Genomic DNA, 16,017 nt, shown 5'->3' with positions numbered 1-16,017 from the left:
GATCTCGCGCAAGACATGATCCCAAACACCCGCTTTTCTCCATCGCACAAAACGGTTGTAGCAGGTGGTATAAGGCCTAGCATCACTCGTCGGGACACTTTGATAACCGATTATCTGGCAATGCTGCGCGAGGAAATCCGCCTGGTCGCCGAGCAAGTGCCGCAGGCACTCTCCGTGGGTGACGTGCACTTTGGCGGCGGATCCCCGACCATTATGCCATCGGCAGACTTCCTGTCGCTAATGGAACTCCTGCGCGGCCGTTTTGCGCTTGAGCGAGGTGCAACCATTGCCATTGAGGTCGACCCGCGCACGTTCACCACCGATATGGCCGAAGCCCTAGAAAGAACCGGTGTGAATCGCGCAAGCGTCGGTGTGCAGAGCTTCGATCCCGTCGTACAAAAAGCGATCAACCGGATTCAGAGCGAGGCGCAAGTGATGACCGCCGTCGAAAACCTCCGCCTGTATGGGGTCAGGCGTATCAATTTCGACCTGATGTTCGGTTTGCCGAACCAAACCGTCCAGTCCTGTCTCGAGAGCGCTATGTTCGCTATTGCGATGCGTCCCGACCGCCTCGCGGTTTTCGGTTATTCCCACGTTCCATCTTTTCGAAAAAATCAGCGCTTGATTGACACAGCAGCACTGCCCGATATAGCCGCGCGAGCTGAGCAGGCCTCAGCCATGGCCGATACGTTAGTTGCAGCAGGCTATCTGCAAATTGGTCTCGACCATTTTGCTTTGTCGGATGACGAGCTTGCAATAGCACAGAGAGCTGGTCGTCTGCGCCGAAATTCGCTTGGTTACTCTGCCGAAACCTGCCCAACTGTCATCGGTTTGAGCGCGTCCGCCATTGGTCGTTGCGGCGACGGTTACGTTCAAAACGATCTCACGCAAAGCTGTTATAACCGACACATAGCATCCGGCCGCTTGGCGATCTCAAGGGGCTACCGTTTAACTACCGAGGATCGCGTAAGAGCTGCAATCATCGAACAGCTCATGTGCTACTTGGAGGCGGACATATCAACAATCAGTACGGCTCAGGGATTTGATCAGACCCATCTAGTGAGTTCAGCTAAGCAGCTAGAGATTCTGGCTGAGGATGGGATCGTTGAGTTTGACAACGGTTTAGTCCGTGTGCGGCACGAACGTCGCTCTGCCCTTCGCCATGTCGCTGCCGCGTTCGATGCTTATCTTGGCCGCCAGCCGATCTAGACTGGCAAACGGAGGGCCTTGAAGTGGTCACATAATCGAGCTCGAGTTCGTCGAGAGGTTAGGCAGGAGGCAAGCTCCCAATTGCTCGATTTTAAATCGATCGCTGAATTCGCAGTCCATGGCATGTGTCGGTCTCGATCGCGTCACAGTTCAGCTCTCGCCACTGGCAAAGAAATCCGCCGTCAATATCGTGAAAGGTCTGGCGCAGCACGGCTTCACCGGCTCGGTTGCGCGCGCCAACTTGAAGCAGCGACACCTTCGTTCAAAACCGACCAGACGCCCGGACAGTTCAGCTTGACGCCACCAATGCGGCTTCGATTGCGCAGGCGGCGGAGACGCGCATCCAGGAAACCTGCGGCAGGCTCGATGTTCACGGTGGCGATCGAGCGCGGTTAATTGCCTAGAACATGGCCTAGGTGTTTAGTCCCGGCATTTGATGGGGCAATATTTTCTTTGGCATGGAGGGAAGCACTATGGGCCAGGTTCTACACGGGAGCGCCACGACGACAGAGGCAATCCGTCGAGCAATACAAAATAGTGAGGAGAGCCTGGGAACGCTTTCGAAGCGATACGGGATCAACCAGAAAACCGTAGCGAAATGGAAGAAACGGACATCGTTGGTCGATCTTCCCACAGGCCCGAAGGACCCGCACTCGACGACCCTTTCCCTCGAAGAAGAGGCCGTTATCGTCGCCTTCCGCCGGCATACGTTGCTACCGCTCGATGATTGCCTCTACGCTCTTCAGCCGACCATCTCACATCTGACGCGTTCGTCGTTACACAGGTGTTTGCAGCGCCACGGCATTTCACGTCTGCCGGAGGTCGGAGGCGACAGGGAACCGAAGAAGAAGTTCAAAACTTATCCGATCGGCTATTTCCACATCGATATTGCCGAGGTGCAGACGGCCGAGGGCAAGCTCTATCTCTTTGTCGCATTTGACCGAACATCCAAGTTCGCGTTCGCAGAACTCTACACCAAAGCCGGCAAGATGAATGCCGCCCAGTTCTTACGCAATCTGATCGCGGCAGTGCCCTACACCATTCACACCGTTTTGACCGACAATGGCATTCAGTTCACTAACCGAGCTTGTGATCGAAATGCCTTCCAGCACATCTTCGATTGGGTCTGCGACGATCACAGCATCGAGCATCGCCTGACAAAGGTGAGCATCCCTGGACCAACGGACAGGTCGAGCGGATGAACCGAACGATCAAGGAGGCGACCGTCAAGCGCTTCCACTACGACGATCATGCGCAATTAAAAAAACATCTGGCCGACTTTATCGACGCCTACAATTTCGGGCGCCGGCTCAAGACGCTAAAGGGCCTCACGCCCTACGAGTTCATCTGCAAACAATGGACTTTGGAGCCAGATCGATTCATCATCGATCCCATCCATCAAATGCCGGGACTAAACACCTAAACACTCTTGTCGTCGATCTCGACGAAATGGGGCCGTGTTCGGAACCCAATTATTTGTCCTTGCCGTACACAGGTGATGCTGCCGCTGGCTCCACGACATGCCCGGGGCGACAGGTTGTTGCACTGCGACAGGTCACCGTTCAAACCGCTCCAGCATTGTTCTCAACTGCGCGTTTTGCAGCCTTAGCTTTCTGGCTAACTGCCCCCTGAGCACCCTGATGTCTTCGTCGAGGCTCATCTGGTCCGCAGTGTGAATTGCCGGGGCAGCGTTTGCAATCGCGGCTGATGCCTTCTTACGCGGGGCGACCTCGAGAGTTCGCTCAAGCCTCGTAGCATCGTGCCCAGCGGCGATGTCGGTACCAAGCCCGCCGAATGGAGGTGGATCGGCCGCCTCAACGTTTTTGGCATCTTGGCCGTCGACCTGATCGTGGCCACCGATTCCGACTTCTTTAGAAACAACAAACTCGGTGGAAATTGCAGGAGAATGGCCGTGACGGGGAAGCCCCTCGCTTGCCGGTCGAACGGCGCTTATCAGGCTCTTCTCGGCAGGCGTTTCGGTCGGACCGGCAATGGCCAATGTGTCCGGCGTAACCTTCTGGTCCGAGCCGTTTTCTCGCTTTTGTTCGCGGCCCGGTGAGATCAGTCGGGCAAGAAGTTTCCAGGGAGACGCCATCTATCTGACCTCGCGTTTTATCCCGCAAGCAGGCAGTGAGTTTGGGGTCCGGCAACAGCATTCACCGTTGCCGAATTGTTTGTCTCGATAAGAATGTAGATACGGTCGCTTATTGACCGGCCGCTTATATCATTCGAGCTTGAGCCGTTTGCGCAGATCTTCATTTTCAGCGCGAAGTTTTTCAGCAAGAAGCTTGCGCAGCCGCTGATTTTCCTCTTCCAACTGCAAAAGGTCTGCCATTTCATCGCTCGCCGTCATCGGGGCAGCCGGCGCTGCCTGCACAGCCTTTGGAGCACGGCGCACAGGTGCGCGTTTGGCCCTCGCCGTGGCTTCGATAGCCTTTGTCTTGCGCCCTCTCCTCTTCACACCACCGTCCCCGGCCAGCGCACCTGCCGGCTCTGCCGTAGCGTCAGCTAACGCGGTCTCGAGTGCCGCGACTTTTTTGGCGCGCGGTTTGCGCTGTTTCTTCGGCGCATTAGGCGTTTCGACAACGGTCTGTCCATCGACCTTGGTTGTCGTATTAGTCTCGTCGGCCATGCTCATCTCCTGTATATCTGATGCAGTTGTCGACGGCCCGATGGGCGCTGTCAACAACTGCTCGGCCTGATCTTGTTCCGGCAAAGACATTTCGCTGTCGGGTTTGCCACTCTGAGAGCTACCTGACAGAAAAGGCAATGCCTCTTCCTCTAGATCGCGCGCGACTGACTTTAGATCCACATTGCCCCAGATCGAGTTCGATCTGGCATCAAGTTTTCGCCTGCCGTTCTTGTACTCGACGGCAAAACTGCGTTGCACTTTTTTCAATATAAGAGGCCTTGGAGAATCCACGGGGTGGCTGATGTTATGCTGGAACAGCACGAATAGCGCCTACTGGACTACCAGTCTATACCCACGGTCTAGCCTGAGGCCAATTTTTTAGCGCTGCGCTATTTTTTTGGAGTTACCGCGGCCTCTGCCGATTTATCGTCCCGATCCCTAAAGTGGTGAAGGAGCCGCGCACCAACCCAGGCTTCTCCTTCGTCGGCTGGCGCTTCAACGACCAGATGCTGCGCACTTACGCCGGGGGAAAATGTAGAAGCGCTTGGCCCACGTTTCGCGGCACTCGCAGCGCCAGTGCTGATTAAGACCGAACGCAGTTTCCTTGCAGCTAGCGCCGCCATTAGGCTCATCAATGTGCCGAGACGAACATGCGGCTTGGCTTTGTCGGCTGAAACAGGAGTAGCGAAGGAGTGTTGCTTTTACGACAAGACTGCCTTGCACACGGCCGCCATTGAGAGAAGGGTGGGGTCGCCGCTCGCTTCACTGCTGAGTCACGCCATCGTTTTTATGAATGCATTCCATCCAAACAATCGATTTTACTGATCGAAACGGTTGCCCCTAGAAGACGCTGAAGAAGCGTTTTGTAAAAGCCATAATTCGGAGTTCTTAAAATGGGTCCTCGGGTGCCGTGGAGACTGTGCTGGGAAAACGAGATGAGGCAGTCGGTCTGCTGCCTGGTCTCGATCGTTATCTTGCACTCGACGTGATCGGGTAGAATCTTGGTCGTTGCTTCTCGACGTTTCAGTGGGCTCTCACGGGACGCACTTTTGCCCCGGTCGATGCCGCCTCCTATTCGTCTTCACCGCGCGCTGGTCATCTTTCTACTGCTTCCCCTTCTCGCGTTGTGCACATTGAGCGCAGATCGGTTCTCACGCTGTGGGCGCCGTTCGACGTGATTATCAATGGCGGTCCCACCGCGTGGAGCTGAGTTCGGTACTGGCGCATAGTGACGGAGGCCGGCGGCGGAACTCTGTGTGCTATGCCTCGGAGCAGGCGCACTCGCCGCTGCAAGGATACGGTGTGCGACCTTTGCAGCGACCACCAAACGTCGTTGTGGCTGTCGGGCGGAAAGATGAAGGACTGGGTAATGTGGATGCGTTACGCGGCGTTACTGCCGCAAATGCTTCGGTCTGGGTTTCTGTTAGCGCCGATTGTCGGCAATGTCACCGATCCGGTCACGATCTGATTTCAGCTTCGACCCGTGAGCTCTAGGTGCACTGTCAAGCGCCACCCTATGAAACTACGAAAGCCGGTGGCCAGGCCAGAGCGACCTACCTTTCGAAACGAACTGGAGAGCAACCCGGCGTTCCGATCTTGCTCAACACGTCGTTTAACAACAACGCCGAGCCGGTAGTGGATTCGGTTAGGGATGCCGTAACGACCTTTTTGACGACCGACCTGGATGCACTTGTGATCGGTCCATTTCTCGTCAAGAAGCGAATCTCAACGATGGAGGAGTGGAATAAACTAGCAGTTTCCTTGCCACCTTACGCAAGTCTCCATCAGGCGCGTGCATATTCCACCCTGGATCGGCAAGAGACTGTATGTGAGATCCGCACAGGCCCCTCCAGCCTGCAGGCCGTGAGTATTTCTAATTAGGATTGAGGGAGAAGCCCTGGTTGGCGACATTTTGGATGGAATCGCGCCGGTTTCAGGTAGTCGTGAGACTTTCCTAAATGAACTTCGGCAGATTTGGGAGCAGCGTTGCATATGCTTAAGCCCGGTACGTGGCCGCAAATCACAGGTATCCGTCCCCGCTGAGGCCTCGGTGACTAGTGGGCTTTCAGCATAGCTTGGAATCGCTTCGTTACGCCAAACAAACTCGCGAATAGCAAAGCCCGCGACCGACAATGCGCCGTGCCCACGTAATCGCACGGCGAAGCGTCAACAACCATGTCGAAAGAAGGGCCATATGGCTCGGTATTTCAGTGATATCCTACCCGAGCTCGTTCAGCAGGGCACTTCGAAAACTTAAGGAGACTGTGATGGATCCGGTGTGTGAGTTAAACGTACATCGACAGATCGTTTCGCTTCTCGATAAGCCTAACCCTGTAATCTTTGACATTGGGTGCAATGACGAAGCGATGCTCAACGCTTTCTGCGCCTTCTTCCGAGCGCCCAGCTCTATTGCTTTGAGCCAGACCCCAGAGCCGCTGCACGCTTCAAGGAAAAATGGGTTCTTATCGGGATCGGATGAGGCTATCCGAGGTTGCGATCAGCGACCGAAACGCGAGGATCGAGTTTCATCCCAGCAATGGCAATGACAGCGCTAAGGAATGGGATCTCTCGGGCTCGATACGCCGTCCCAAGAACCATCTTTCTGAGTACGAGTGGGTTCGGTTTGACCCTCCGATTTCGGTTGAGACTAGGAGGCTGGATGACTGGTGCAGCGAAGCTGGCCTAGAGAACATAGATCTCATCTGGATGGATGTGCAGGGAGCCGAGGCCGACGTTATTGCCGGTGGCAATCAGATCCTGATGAGAACGCGTTACATATATACTGAGTATAGTGATCATGAGCTCTATGAACGCCAGCTTCCCCTGCGCGCCATTCTTGAGCTCTTACCTTCCTTCCAGATGGTAGTTGAGTATCCCCGAGGAGTGGAGGGTGACGTTTTGCTTAAAAACACAAGCCTATAGCCGGTTCCCTTTTTAGGATTCAAGAACCGCGCCGAGTTTGCCGGAGGCTTTAACTCATGAGAGATTGGAGCCGATATGAGCAAGACAACGAACAAATTCTCGCCTGAAGTCCGTGAGCGTGCCATCCGCACGGTGCTGGATCACGAAGCCGAGCACCGCGCGGTGGGCTGCCGTTTCATCTATCGCGGCCAAGATCGGCTGCTCGCCGGCCACGCTGCACGAATGGGTGAAGAAGACCGAGGTCGATAGCGGTAAGCGAGCAGGCCGGCCGAACGATGTCGCCGAGAAGATGAAGGCTCTTGAGCGGGAGAACCGCGAGCTTCGTCAGGCCAACGAGATTCTGCGCAAAGCGTCGGCGTATTTTGCCCAGGCGGAACCTGCCACCGGGAAAGACGCTCGACAGCTTTGATTTTGATGCAGTATCTATGGTCTCCAAGGCCCAGGTCATGGCCATTGCCGCTGGCGATAGCTGGCTCGCCAAAGGTGCCAATATCCTCATGTTCGGTCCGCCGGGCGGCGGAAAGAGCCATCTCGCCGCGGCCATCGGCCTCGCGCTAATCGAGAACGGTTGGCGGGTGCTGTTCACTCGCACGACCGACCTCGTCCAGAAACTGCAGGTCGCACGGCGTGAACTCCAGCTCGAATCCGCCGTCGCAAAGCTCGACAAGTTCGATCTGCTTATCCTCGACGACCTGGCCTACGTCACTAGGACCAGGCCGAAACCCGCGTGCTCTTCGAACTCATCTCCGCAAGATATGAGCGGCGCTCCATCATCATCACCGCCAATCAGCCCTTTGGAGAATGGAACCGCGTCTTTCCGGACCCGGCCATGACGCTTGCCGCGGTGGACCGACTTGTTCATCACGCTACGATCTTCGAAATGAACGTCGAAAGCTAACGGCGACGTTCCGCGATGGAGGCCAAACGTGGTCGACCCAGCCGGCTTGCGGCCATACCTCTATCTCATTGCAAAACGACGACACTGAAACGTCAGGAATTCGGTCTTCTCCATACAAGGCAGCCGATCGAACAAAATGTCGTAGCCTGACGGGAGACGCGGGGGTGTCCCTCCCGCATGCGGCGCCCTTTGCTATCCCGGATGAAGGGGATGGCGGCAACGACATGCGCAAGCCCACTGAGGATAGAAGGACTGGGTGAAAACGCGCCCCTGAAAACAGTGGGGTTGGCGACACTTGTTGGTTCGGGCAGGCAAGACATCGTCTGCATGCATCAAATGGATGACTCGCATTTAAACAATAGATTTCACCAATTTTCGCGGATGCTCCATAGACGGCCGTCTCCACTCCACCGGGTATGATCCGTTGAAAGGCTCTCAACCAATCCAACAACGCCTATAGCCCCGAAGCACTGGCGGCGGAATGGCATCAATCCTACCTGGTATCGCCTGGCCTTAGTCGAAGAAAGGAAACGTCTCATGAAGGTTATTGGTTACTACGTCATCGTTGCAGCGTTGCTCGCATTGACATTGCGGGCCGGGCCGTCACTTGCAGCAGATGATCGTAACCAAGATTGCGGCCCGGCGACAAGTGACCCCCGCGCAAACCTGAATGGTGCTGACAAAGCCCATTCAGCGGAGCACACTCAAGACTTCAATTGCCAAGATACTCCTGCCGAAGAAGGTGAGTGCTACGAGTGCGTCTTACCCCCCGAAGTACATATTCAAGGCGCCGAAGTGATCGACGTCGCAGACCGAAACCTTTATCCGCGGAAAACACTGCTACTCGCCAGATTGATCAGGCACCACTGAATCGTGTCGGTTGAAGGTAGCAGTAAGACCATCAAAGCCACGGCGGCTGGAACATCGATACTTTCTCAATTTTAGGCGACCCTTTGCTTGCTGGTCTCTCGTGGCGCCGCACCGCGAGACCAAGCCTTTTCACCTTTTATCTCGCCACCTCGCTACGGATGAAGACATGCGGTTCAAGGGCCTTGATCTGAATCTCCTCGTCGCACTCGACGCCCTGATGACCGAGCGTAATCTCACGGCGGCAGCGCGCAGCATCAACTTGAGCCAACCGGCCATGAGCGCGGCGGTCGGCAGGTTACGCACCTATTTTAATGACGACCTTTTTACCATGGTCGGTCGCGAACTCGTTCCAACCCCGCGTGCGGAGCGGCTCGCGCCTTCGGTCCGCGAGGCTCTGCTTCACATCCAGGTCTCGATCATATCCTGGGATCCGTTTTGCCCTGCTCAATCGGATCGCTGCTTCAGGGTCATTCTTTCCGATTACGCCGCATTGGTTTTTTTTGAAAAGGTCGTGACGCGTGTCGCCCGAGAAGCGCCCGCCGTCAGCTTCGAGTTGCTGCCGATCGCCGATAACTACGATGATTACTTGCGGCGCGGTGACGCCGATTTTCTCATCTTTCCGGAATTGCTCATGTCGCGCGCACATCCTAAGGTGGCGTTATTCGAGGAGACCCTCGTGTGCGTGGGCTGCCACTCGAACAAGCTACTCTCGGAGCAACTTACACTCGAGAGGTATATGTCGATGGGACACGTTGTGGTGAAGTTTGGGAACGCTAGGACGGCTTCCATCGAGGAATGGTGTTTGCTTGGGCATGGGCTTAAGAGACATGTCGAAGTAGTCGTGCAGGGCTTCAGCATGGTTCCGTTCATGCTTTCAGGGACCGAGCGCATAGCGACAATGCCCTTACGCCTGGTCAAGCAGCTCGAAAAGACAATACCCCTACGGATCGCCGACCTTCCGATACCGTTGCCCGCATTCACACAAGCCCTCCAATGGCCCGCGCTTCACAATAGTGATCAAGCAAGCCTCTGGATGCGGGACGTGCTATGTCAGGAAGCATCCCGCATGCCCTCGCCCCATGAGGTAATGAGACGTCTCAGGATTTCCTAGCATTCTTTCGTGGTTTTGTCGTTCGGCGTGATTCATGGCGTCGGAATGAGGAGCCTCTTTGAGACGCCGCCGCTACAGTCTCACGGATGATCGATCCTGTCGCCGCTGGCCCAACAGCCGCGCTGACTGACGACCAAGTATGGAGGAACTGGACAGATGCTCTCCTACGCCCGCCGTTCAACCGACCAATGAAACAACCTCCTCGACAGTTTGTCGACGACGCAAGTCGAAGGTTCACGCAGCTCCAATCGACATTAGCAAGGTGGCCAGTTGCAGAGCGAAAAACCTGCATCGTCTCACCGGCGCCGACACGGGTTCATTTGTTCCGGACTATGATGATTTCTTCAGAGCTCTGCGGGTCTTTTCAAGATACTGCATCGCAATACCCCTCATGGCGCGGTGGCGAGTAGCGTCAAGACATCAGGCGCCGACGCAACAGCGCTGCCGACAGGAAGAACGGCAAAATCGCGTAGATGCAAAGCGCGCCTATATGCAGGCCCATGCTGCCCGCGGGGCGCCCAAGCATTGCCGGGCGTATGAGGTCGATCGCATGCGCTAGAGGCAAGAACTGCGCTACCTGCTGAAAGGCCTGGGGCAGTTGCGCGATTGGAAACACCGCGCCGCACAAGAACAGCATTGGTGTCAGGACGAGCGTCTGGTAAAAAATGAAATACTCGTAACTGGGCGCAAGCGCCGTGACTACCATCGCAAGGCTCGCGAATGCAAATCCAGTGAGCATGATAACTGGCAGCACATAGACGACTGATGGCCACGTCGCATAGCCTAGCACGGTGGCGACGATTATGATTCCCGTACCGGCAAGAAATGCCTTGCTCGCTGCCCATGCCAACTCACCCAGGATGATGTCCCCAAGTGTCATTTGTGTGTAGAGCATGGCTTCCCAGGTGCGTTGGGCGTGCATTCGCGTAAAGGCCGCGTAAATCGTCTCGAACGTCGCAGAGGTCATCGCGCTTGTCGCCACCATGCCGCCCGCCAAGAACGCAACGTAGGTTGTGCCGTCAACGCGACCCACAATAATTCCGAGGCCAAGGCCGAGGCCAAAAAGGTAGATCATAGGATCGGCCAGACTTCCAACAATTGACGCAAGTGCTACTTTCTTCCATGCCAGATAGTTGCGTCGCCATATCGCAATCCAGTTAAAAGCGTTGGCGGGCAGAGCCGCGGCACAACCTTCACCCATCGTTCACTTCTCCATCTCGCGCCCGGTCAACCGCAAAAACACATCCTCAAGATTCGGCGGACGCTGCAGAATGCGCAAGCCCGCGCGCTCCCGCAACCGCACACGCACCTGCTCCGGGTCGGACACATAGCAAAAAAGGGTCTCGCCGCTAATTTCGACGCGATCGGCATATGGCCCGACCAGCGATTCCAATTCATGCGGATCGCCGCCGTAGATCTCAATGACTTCGCACCCGATCAGTTCATCGATCAGGTCATGCGGACGCCCTTCGGCAATGCTGCGACCTCTTTCGAGTACGCAGAGTCGATCGCATAACCGTTCGGCCTCTTCCATGAAATGGGTGGTCAAGATGATCGTTTTGCCGCGCGTAAGCAGGGAACGCAGGCGCTCCCAGATCAGGTGGCGCGCGTGCGGGTCGAGACCGGTGGTCGGCTCGTCCATGACAAGTAGCTGCGGGTCATTGATCAACGCACGCGCTAGCGTCAGGCGCCGCTTCATGCCGCCTGAAAGTTCAGATACACGCGCATTCACCTTGCTCTCTAGGCGTGCAAACTCAAGGAGCGACGGCATGACCGCCTCGACTTTGCGTGTATTCATGCCGAAGTAGCGGCCGTAGACCAGCAGATTCTCGCGCACAGTGAATTCAGGCTCAAGGTTGTCGAATTGCGGCACCACGCCGATACCCTTTCGCGCCAAGCGAGCCTGGGCAGGCACCGGCACGCCGAGCACAGTAATCTTCCCCGCATCAGGGGCTGTCATGCCAAGGATCATGCGTGCGATCGTGCTCTTGCCCGCGCCGTTCGGTCCAAGCAGCCCGAAGCATTGCCCCGGGGAAACGCGGAACGATAGCGCGTTGACCACGGCCTTGTCGCCATATGTCTTGCTTACGTCGGAAAAATCTATTGCGGACATGAACATGCGCTCATCTGACCCTCGGGCGCCGTTGACTGGCATTTCTTCGGTTGGTTGTGTTCTTCTTGGTCCATCGCACCGTATGATGTGTTCATTGCGTCTCCATTAAAGGGCTGCAGCAGCATCCGGGAAAACGCCTCGTCCGTGGTAATTGGCACTCTGTTGCAGAGCAGCCGAATGTCCCTGAGCTTGTTACATTCGAAGAGTAGCTCGGCGACTTCACGGAGAGAGTGCCTGGGATGGTCTGCAATCGTGCAGATTCATCGAGATGGACAACAGCCGGAATTCTGTCCTGGCATCTCATCCGCGTCTGATGCTTAAACAACATTTCACAATCCGGAGTTCGAGGGCTGACTATATAAGGCGCACGGTCCTCCAGGCAGATCGGCGCCACGAGGCGGAGCCACGGGCTGCGGTGGCCGCGTGGCACCTATCACGATGATAGTTCTTGCAGGAAAATGCCCTGTCATTGGAACGAGACCGGAGCCCTCGACGGATTCGAGAGAACTTTCAGCATTGTCACCCCTTCCATCGATGATGATTTGATCAATAACGCGTGGATCCGGACCGTGTTGCGCCAATGCGGCGACAATCGCGTCGAGATTGTCGACAGTTTCATATCGCGGGTTGTTGCCCCGCTTCTCCTGCTCGACGCAGGAGGCGAGCCACCCATCCTCGACAAGCGCGTCCGCTCCGTCACGGGTCAATTTTATACCACAGACGCGCATAGTGTCTCCATGTCTGAACGTCGAGGGTTGGGGCCGTTAGGAGGCAGAAATTGGATTCCGGAAACAGGCGAGTAAGCAATCTTCGTTGACCGACCCACCCCGACACTCAAGCCGCTCTACCTCGAGCAAAGTTTCGTTCAGCATGCCGAGGACCGTCTCAGCACCAGCAACGTGGCCCCAGCGACGACAATTAGCGTCGCGCGCCGATCCGAAAACCAGATATCCATCTGGCGCAAGCATCCGCACTAAATTCCGAACAGCCCCTCTCATCTCGGCTATTCCTCCAATGTAGTAGAGCACTTCCGCCACAACGATCAAATCAAACCTCTCGTCAGGTGAAAACTGTTGAACATCAGAGACTATCCAGCTGATGTGCGGAGAATCCCTCATGCGTCGACGCGATCTTTCTATAGCGTGAGGCACAACATCGATCACGGTGAGCCGTTTGCAGTGGGGGGCTAGCTGCACCGTAAATGCGCCGGCAGCGCATCCCACTTCGAGCGCACTTGAGATGGATCCCTGGGCAAGCGCCAAGCGGAGCATTTGCGTGTGACGCTCACGCTCGAATGGATTGGCCTCGAGTCCCCATGGATCGGGTGCAGCCAGTTCCCGATTCAGCAATTGATAATTGTCGCTCTGTGTCAACTCGTTCACCTCGGTAAATAGATCTTACTCGTCGCTGCACATGCAGTCAGACGTCGTTCGCCTGGCAGGATCGCGGGCGGGGTTGAGCCTTCGAGGCGCTGTCGCATGTCCAGTGCGTGCATCAGTCGTCGGATGTTGATTCGAGTTGCCAGCAGAGCTGCGCGCCAGCCAGTCGCTATTGCTCAGCGTGCACAGCGCGTAGGCTTTCAAGGGAAGTAGCAGAAAAATACTGATAAATGCGTGCAGAGAGAACCCGAGGAACCGTAGTTGGCGGGCCCGAAGCGCGACAACGCTGCAGTGGATCATCGTCATGGCCACAATCATCAGGGCTGGCAACCAAGGCACGTTGCCCGTCAATGCAAGCTGTGCGAGCCCCGTCAGCACTGATAGTGCCAGAAGCAGCGGTCCGAGGTTCTGTCCGACAACGTCGAGCGTAAGGAAGCGATTGAGGTTGGGCAGCAGGCGCAGCCCAAGCAACGTGTCCCGGAACGTGCTCCGCGCCCAGCGTAGTTGTTGGCGCAGATACGGTCCTAGCTTGTTCGGAACGACTGTCGCTGCGATGGCGCTCGGCACGTACTCCGTTCGAAAGCCTGCCTTCAGCATGAGAATGGTGAGATGCCGATCCTCACCGAAATCGCTTGGCTTTCCCCGAAAATACTGTGATTCGTACTGGTCAAGCAGCGAAGCGAGCGCAGAGCGACGGTAGATAGCACATGGACCGCAGCAGCACATAACGGCTCCGAAGCGAGCTTGTGCCGCACGCTCCTCGTTGCAAGCCAGCCAGTACTCCATATCGATCAAACGGGTCAGCCAACTATCGTTTCGGTTGCGGGCCGTCAACTGTCCCATGGCCGCGCCGACAGCCGGATCTTGCATTTTAGGCACGAGCTTCCTGATGACGTCAGATGCGAGGATCGTGTCGGAGTCGACGTTTAACACCATATCTCCAGCAGAGCGGCGTATCGCGGCGATCTGTGCCTTCCGTTTACCGACATTCTGGGGAAGCAGGAGAATATTGAATCTGGGGTCTCTTGCGAAGGCCTCGTGCACAGGTCGCAAAGCCTCGCGATTTTCGGAACCGTCATCAACTAGGTAAACCTGCAGCCTTCCCCCGTATTCCTGACCCGCAATAGAAGCCAGGCACTCCGAAAGCGTGCGGGGATCCTCGTTGAAGCTTGGCACGATGACATCTACGCTGGGCAGCTCGTCAAAGCCGGCCAAGCCCTGGGACGCCAATGAAACATCGGTCGGCAGAGAATAAACGGCCTGCATGCTTTTATAAGCAGTCGAGAGAAGTGCATAAAGCGAGACGGCGACAGTGCTGGTTGTGTCAAGCATATCCATCGGATCTTCAGAACTCCCGAGTAAGCGAGCGGAATACAAAGCCGCGATCATGTAAAGCTGGAATTATCCTAGATAACGCCATAATAGTCTGGTGGCGCAGACTGCGGTCAGTTCCTTGCTGCATTTCACTGGAGGGACAACCGTCGTGCAAGAGCACGATTGACCCCGGTCGGACAGACTGCAGCACATCATTGACAATGGCGTCGGCCCCGGGAAGAGACCAGTCTCGTGGATCTACCGACCAGTGCACGGCAGTGAGTTCCGCATTCGCCGAAGCCTTGAGTACTTCTTCGGTCCAGATGCCGTAAGGAGCCCGGATGTGCCGCACCACCGCCTGAGGCGACGCCATTTTTATGGCTCTGTTTGTCTCGAGTATCTGACGTTGCACCTCGTCGGGTTCGCAGTCAGACAGGTCTGGATGCGTCATTGTGTGGTTGGCGACTTCATGCCCCTCTGCAATCATTCGCTGGACCAATTTCGATTGATCGGCCAGAAACTCGCCGATGACGAAGAATGTTGCCGGCACCCGGTGTTCAGCCAGAATATCAAGAATCTCCGGTGTACAAAATGGATGCGGACCGTCGTCGAACGTCAAATAAACGCTGTGACGACCAGTGCCGTCATCGCGCTCACCGTGCACTTCGCACGAGCAATCGAGTTGCGTCATTGCTCTCGTCCTTTCCGGTAAATTATCTTGGTGGGCCATTCGGAGACCGGCCGCCCAAAGGGTAGGATGATGACGCCGCGCGTGGACGCAGGTCAAAACGCGCGCGTGGCAGCGTGTAGCGTAGGCCGTTTCCCAAAATAGCGGTCACCAGGCCGCCTCGTCTGAATTGTCAATACCGCGGCTCGTTGCGGACTGTACCGAGTGCGATTGGTGGTGAACCCCCGAGCTGTCGACGATTGCAAGGTGATGCAATGGGCTGATCGACCGCTTATGCAAGCATTACATTCCAAAGCCACACATTTGATCCCTCTACACCACTGGCGCGCCATCGACAACTTGATTTCCGTCAAGATGCTCGTCTAATGGATCACGCCATTTAATTCGTAAAATCGATTGTTTGGATGATACCCATTCACGGCATAGATAAAATTCGAGCTCCACGGTTCCTACTAACGGACCGAGCCTGTTGTCGCGACGGCGGGGGACTTGCGTCGTCGCTCCCTGGAAGAACTTATCATGGCTCGGCATTGGCGGCTTTCTAACCTACTCTGGGTAAAGCTCTGGAGCAGATTGAAACCTTCCGGAAGCCTGAAAGCGCCGGATAGAATCGCTCGGCTATGGCTGTCAAACGACTCGAGGAACTAGTCCCACTTGCCGAATTGAAGAACTGACCCCATCGGTTTGTGCTTCGTTAGATCCGAGCACTGGCCCCAATCTTCCGCAGATTGCCGGAGCGTCGCTTTTGGCTAAGCCGATAACTGCCGCCCGGATGGTGACCACCGTCGAGAGGTGAAAGCAGGCGTCTCGCAAGGCGTTGGTGTCGTAGGCGCGGTCAGCAAGGAGGATCGCGCCTTCTCGCATGTCCTGCAGCATCGGCT

General features: G+C 56.1%; 13 protein-coding genes and 6 pseudogenes. 8 read left to right on the top strand and 11 right to left on the bottom strand.

All coding sequences use genetic code 11. From position 1 onward, the window contains the following. Positions 1 to 75: pseudogene (locus tag PYR71_RS30120) on the bottom strand (IS5/IS1182 family transposase); the annotation flags it as partial. Here PYR71_RS30120 and PYR71_RS30115 point away from each other — a divergent pair. Continuing rightward, positions 67 to 1,209 (top strand): annotated as a pseudogene (locus PYR71_RS30115) (radical SAM protein); the annotation flags it as partial. The pseudogenes PYR71_RS30120 and PYR71_RS30115 sit on opposite strands and share 9 nt — an antisense overlap. A gap of 473 nt (positions 1,210 to 1,682) precedes the next feature. Continuing rightward, positions 1,683 to 2,632: pseudogene (locus tag PYR71_RS30110) on the top strand (IS481 family transposase). A 132-nt stretch (positions 2,633 to 2,764) separates the two neighbouring features. Here PYR71_RS30110 and PYR71_RS30105 read toward each other — a convergent pair. Further along, positions 2,765 to 3,304, bottom strand: coding sequence for a hypothetical protein (locus PYR71_RS30105; protein WP_040111865.1), 540 nt, complete (start codon positions 3,302 to 3,304; stop codon positions 2,765 to 2,767). Between the two features lie 129 nt (positions 3,305 to 3,433). After that, positions 3,434 to 4,108 carry an MreC domain-containing protein gene (locus PYR71_RS30100; protein WP_040111950.1) on the bottom strand — a complete coding sequence of 225 codons (675 nt, stop codon included), beginning with the start codon at positions 4,106 to 4,108 and terminating at the stop codon, positions 3,434 to 3,436. A gap of 1,257 nt (positions 4,109 to 5,365) precedes the next feature. Between PYR71_RS30100 and PYR71_RS30095 the strand changes: the two are divergent. The 6 genes and pseudogenes from PYR71_RS30095 to nodD1 form a co-directional block, all read left to right on the top strand. Next, positions 5,366 to 5,915, top strand: a pseudogene (locus tag PYR71_RS30095) (carbamoyltransferase C-terminal domain-containing protein); the annotation flags it as partial. A gap of 401 nt (positions 5,916 to 6,316) precedes the next feature. Continuing rightward, entirely contained in the window at positions 6,317 to 6,763 is a 447-nt protein-coding gene (locus PYR71_RS30090; RefSeq protein ID WP_269465932.1) for an FkbM family methyltransferase, read from the top strand. 75 nt (positions 6,764 to 6,838) lie between these two features. After that, positions 6,839 to 7,127: pseudogene (locus PYR71_RS30085) on the top strand (transposase); the annotation flags it as partial. Then, positions 7,108 to 7,811, top strand: a pseudogene (gene istB, locus PYR71_RS30080) (IS21-like element helper ATPase IstB); the annotation flags it as partial. The pseudogenes PYR71_RS30085 and istB, both read left to right, overlap by 20 nt. 387 nt (positions 7,812 to 8,198) lie before the next feature. After that, positions 8,199 to 8,531 carry a nodulation protein NolE gene (gene nolE, locus PYR71_RS30075; RefSeq protein ID WP_009988764.1) on the top strand — a complete coding sequence of 111 codons (333 nt, stop codon included), beginning with the start codon at positions 8,199 to 8,201 and terminating at the stop codon, positions 8,529 to 8,531. A gap of 166 nt (positions 8,532 to 8,697) precedes the next feature. After that, entirely contained in the window at positions 8,698 to 9,642 is a 945-nt protein-coding gene (nodD1, locus tag PYR71_RS30070) for a transcriptional regulator NodD1 (protein WP_040111866.1), read from the top strand. 412 nt (positions 9,643 to 10,054) lie between these two features. Here nodD1 and PYR71_RS30065 read toward each other — a convergent pair whose 3' ends face one another. From PYR71_RS30065 to PYR71_RS30030, 8 genes are all read right to left on the bottom strand, one after another. Further along, positions 10,055 to 10,843, bottom strand: a complete 789-nt coding sequence (locus PYR71_RS30065; protein ID WP_009998866.1) for an ABC transporter permease — start codon at positions 10,841 to 10,843, stop codon at positions 10,055 to 10,057. Positions 10,844 to 10,846: 3 nt separating this feature from the next. Next, positions 10,847 to 11,761, bottom strand: coding sequence for a nodulation factor ABC transporter ATP-binding protein NodI (nodI, locus tag PYR71_RS30060; RefSeq protein WP_018247215.1), 915 nt, complete (start codon positions 11,759 to 11,761; stop codon positions 10,847 to 10,849). Positions 11,762 to 11,846: 85 nt separating this feature from the next. After that, complete coding sequence (locus PYR71_RS30055; protein ID WP_425351193.1) at positions 11,847 to 12,149, bottom strand: carbamoyltransferase C-terminal domain-containing protein; 303 nt, start codon at positions 12,147 to 12,149, stop codon at positions 11,847 to 11,849. Continuing rightward, a complete protein-coding gene (locus PYR71_RS30050; protein WP_245304453.1) occupies positions 12,085 to 12,483 on the bottom strand; it encodes a carbamoyltransferase N-terminal domain-containing protein in 399 nt (132 codons plus the stop codon). The genes PYR71_RS30055 and PYR71_RS30050 overlap by 65 nt, the downstream gene beginning before the upstream one ends. Before the next feature lie 36 nt (positions 12,484 to 12,519). Then, positions 12,520 to 13,137: a nodulation methyltransferase NodS gene (gene nodS / locus PYR71_RS30045; RefSeq protein ID WP_077993555.1), complete on the bottom strand. Its 618-nt coding sequence runs from the start codon at positions 13,135 to 13,137 to the stop codon at positions 12,520 to 12,522. A gap of 15 nt (positions 13,138 to 13,152) precedes the next feature. Then, complete coding sequence (nodC, locus tag PYR71_RS30040; protein ID WP_040111869.1) at positions 13,153 to 14,472, bottom strand: chitooligosaccharide synthase NodC; 1,320 nt, start codon at positions 14,470 to 14,472, stop codon at positions 13,153 to 13,155. Between the two features lie 7 nt (positions 14,473 to 14,479). After that, entirely contained in the window at positions 14,480 to 15,139 is a 660-nt protein-coding gene (gene nodB, locus PYR71_RS30035; protein WP_040111870.1) for a chitooligosaccharide deacetylase NodB, read from the bottom strand. A gap of 624 nt (positions 15,140 to 15,763) precedes the next feature. Further along, positions 15,764 to 16,017: hypothetical protein (locus tag PYR71_RS30030; protein ID WP_210203330.1), on the bottom strand; the 254-nt coding region annotated here is incomplete at its 5' end.

It is taken from the genome of Rhizobium mulingense, assembly GCF_029194105.1.
Taxonomy (GTDB): Bacteria; Pseudomonadota; Alphaproteobacteria; order Rhizobiales; family Rhizobiaceae; genus Rhizobium; species Rhizobium mulingense.
The sequence above is the reverse complement of the archived record's forward strand: the minus strand, read 5'-3'. Positions and strand labels throughout refer to the sequence as shown.

Excerpts from the sequence above, each read along its gene's own strand:
- PYR71_RS30105 (WP_040111865.1), bottom strand. The coding sequence starts at position 3,304 with ATGGCGTCTCCCTGGAAACTTCTTGCCCGACTGATCTCACCGGGCCGC.
- PYR71_RS30090 (WP_269465932.1), top strand. The coding sequence starts at position 6,317 with ATGAGGCTATCCGAGGTTGCGATCAGCGACCGAAACGCGAGGATCGAG.
- nolE (WP_009988764.1), top strand. The coding sequence starts at position 8,199 with ATGAAGGTTATTGGTTACTACGTCATCGTTGCAGCGTTGCTCGCATTG.
- nodD1 (WP_040111866.1), top strand. The coding sequence starts at position 8,698 with ATGCGGTTCAAGGGCCTTGATCTGAATCTCCTCGTCGCACTCGACGCC.
- PYR71_RS30065 (WP_009998866.1), bottom strand. The coding sequence starts at position 10,843 with ATGGGTGAAGGTTGTGCCGCGGCTCTGCCCGCCAACGCTTTTAACTGG.
- nodI (WP_018247215.1), bottom strand. The coding sequence starts at position 11,761 with ATGTTCATGTCCGCAATAGATTTTTCCGACGTAAGCAAGACATATGGC.
- PYR71_RS30050 (WP_245304453.1), bottom strand. The coding sequence starts at position 12,483 with ATGCGCGTCTGTGGTATAAAATTGACCCGTGACGGAGCGGACGCGCTT.
- nodC (WP_040111869.1), bottom strand. The coding sequence starts at position 14,472 with ATGGATATGCTTGACACAACCAGCACTGTCGCCGTCTCGCTTTATGCA.
- nodB (WP_040111870.1), bottom strand. The coding sequence starts at position 15,139 with ATGACGCAACTCGATTGCTCGTGCGAAGTGCACGGTGAGCGCGATGAC.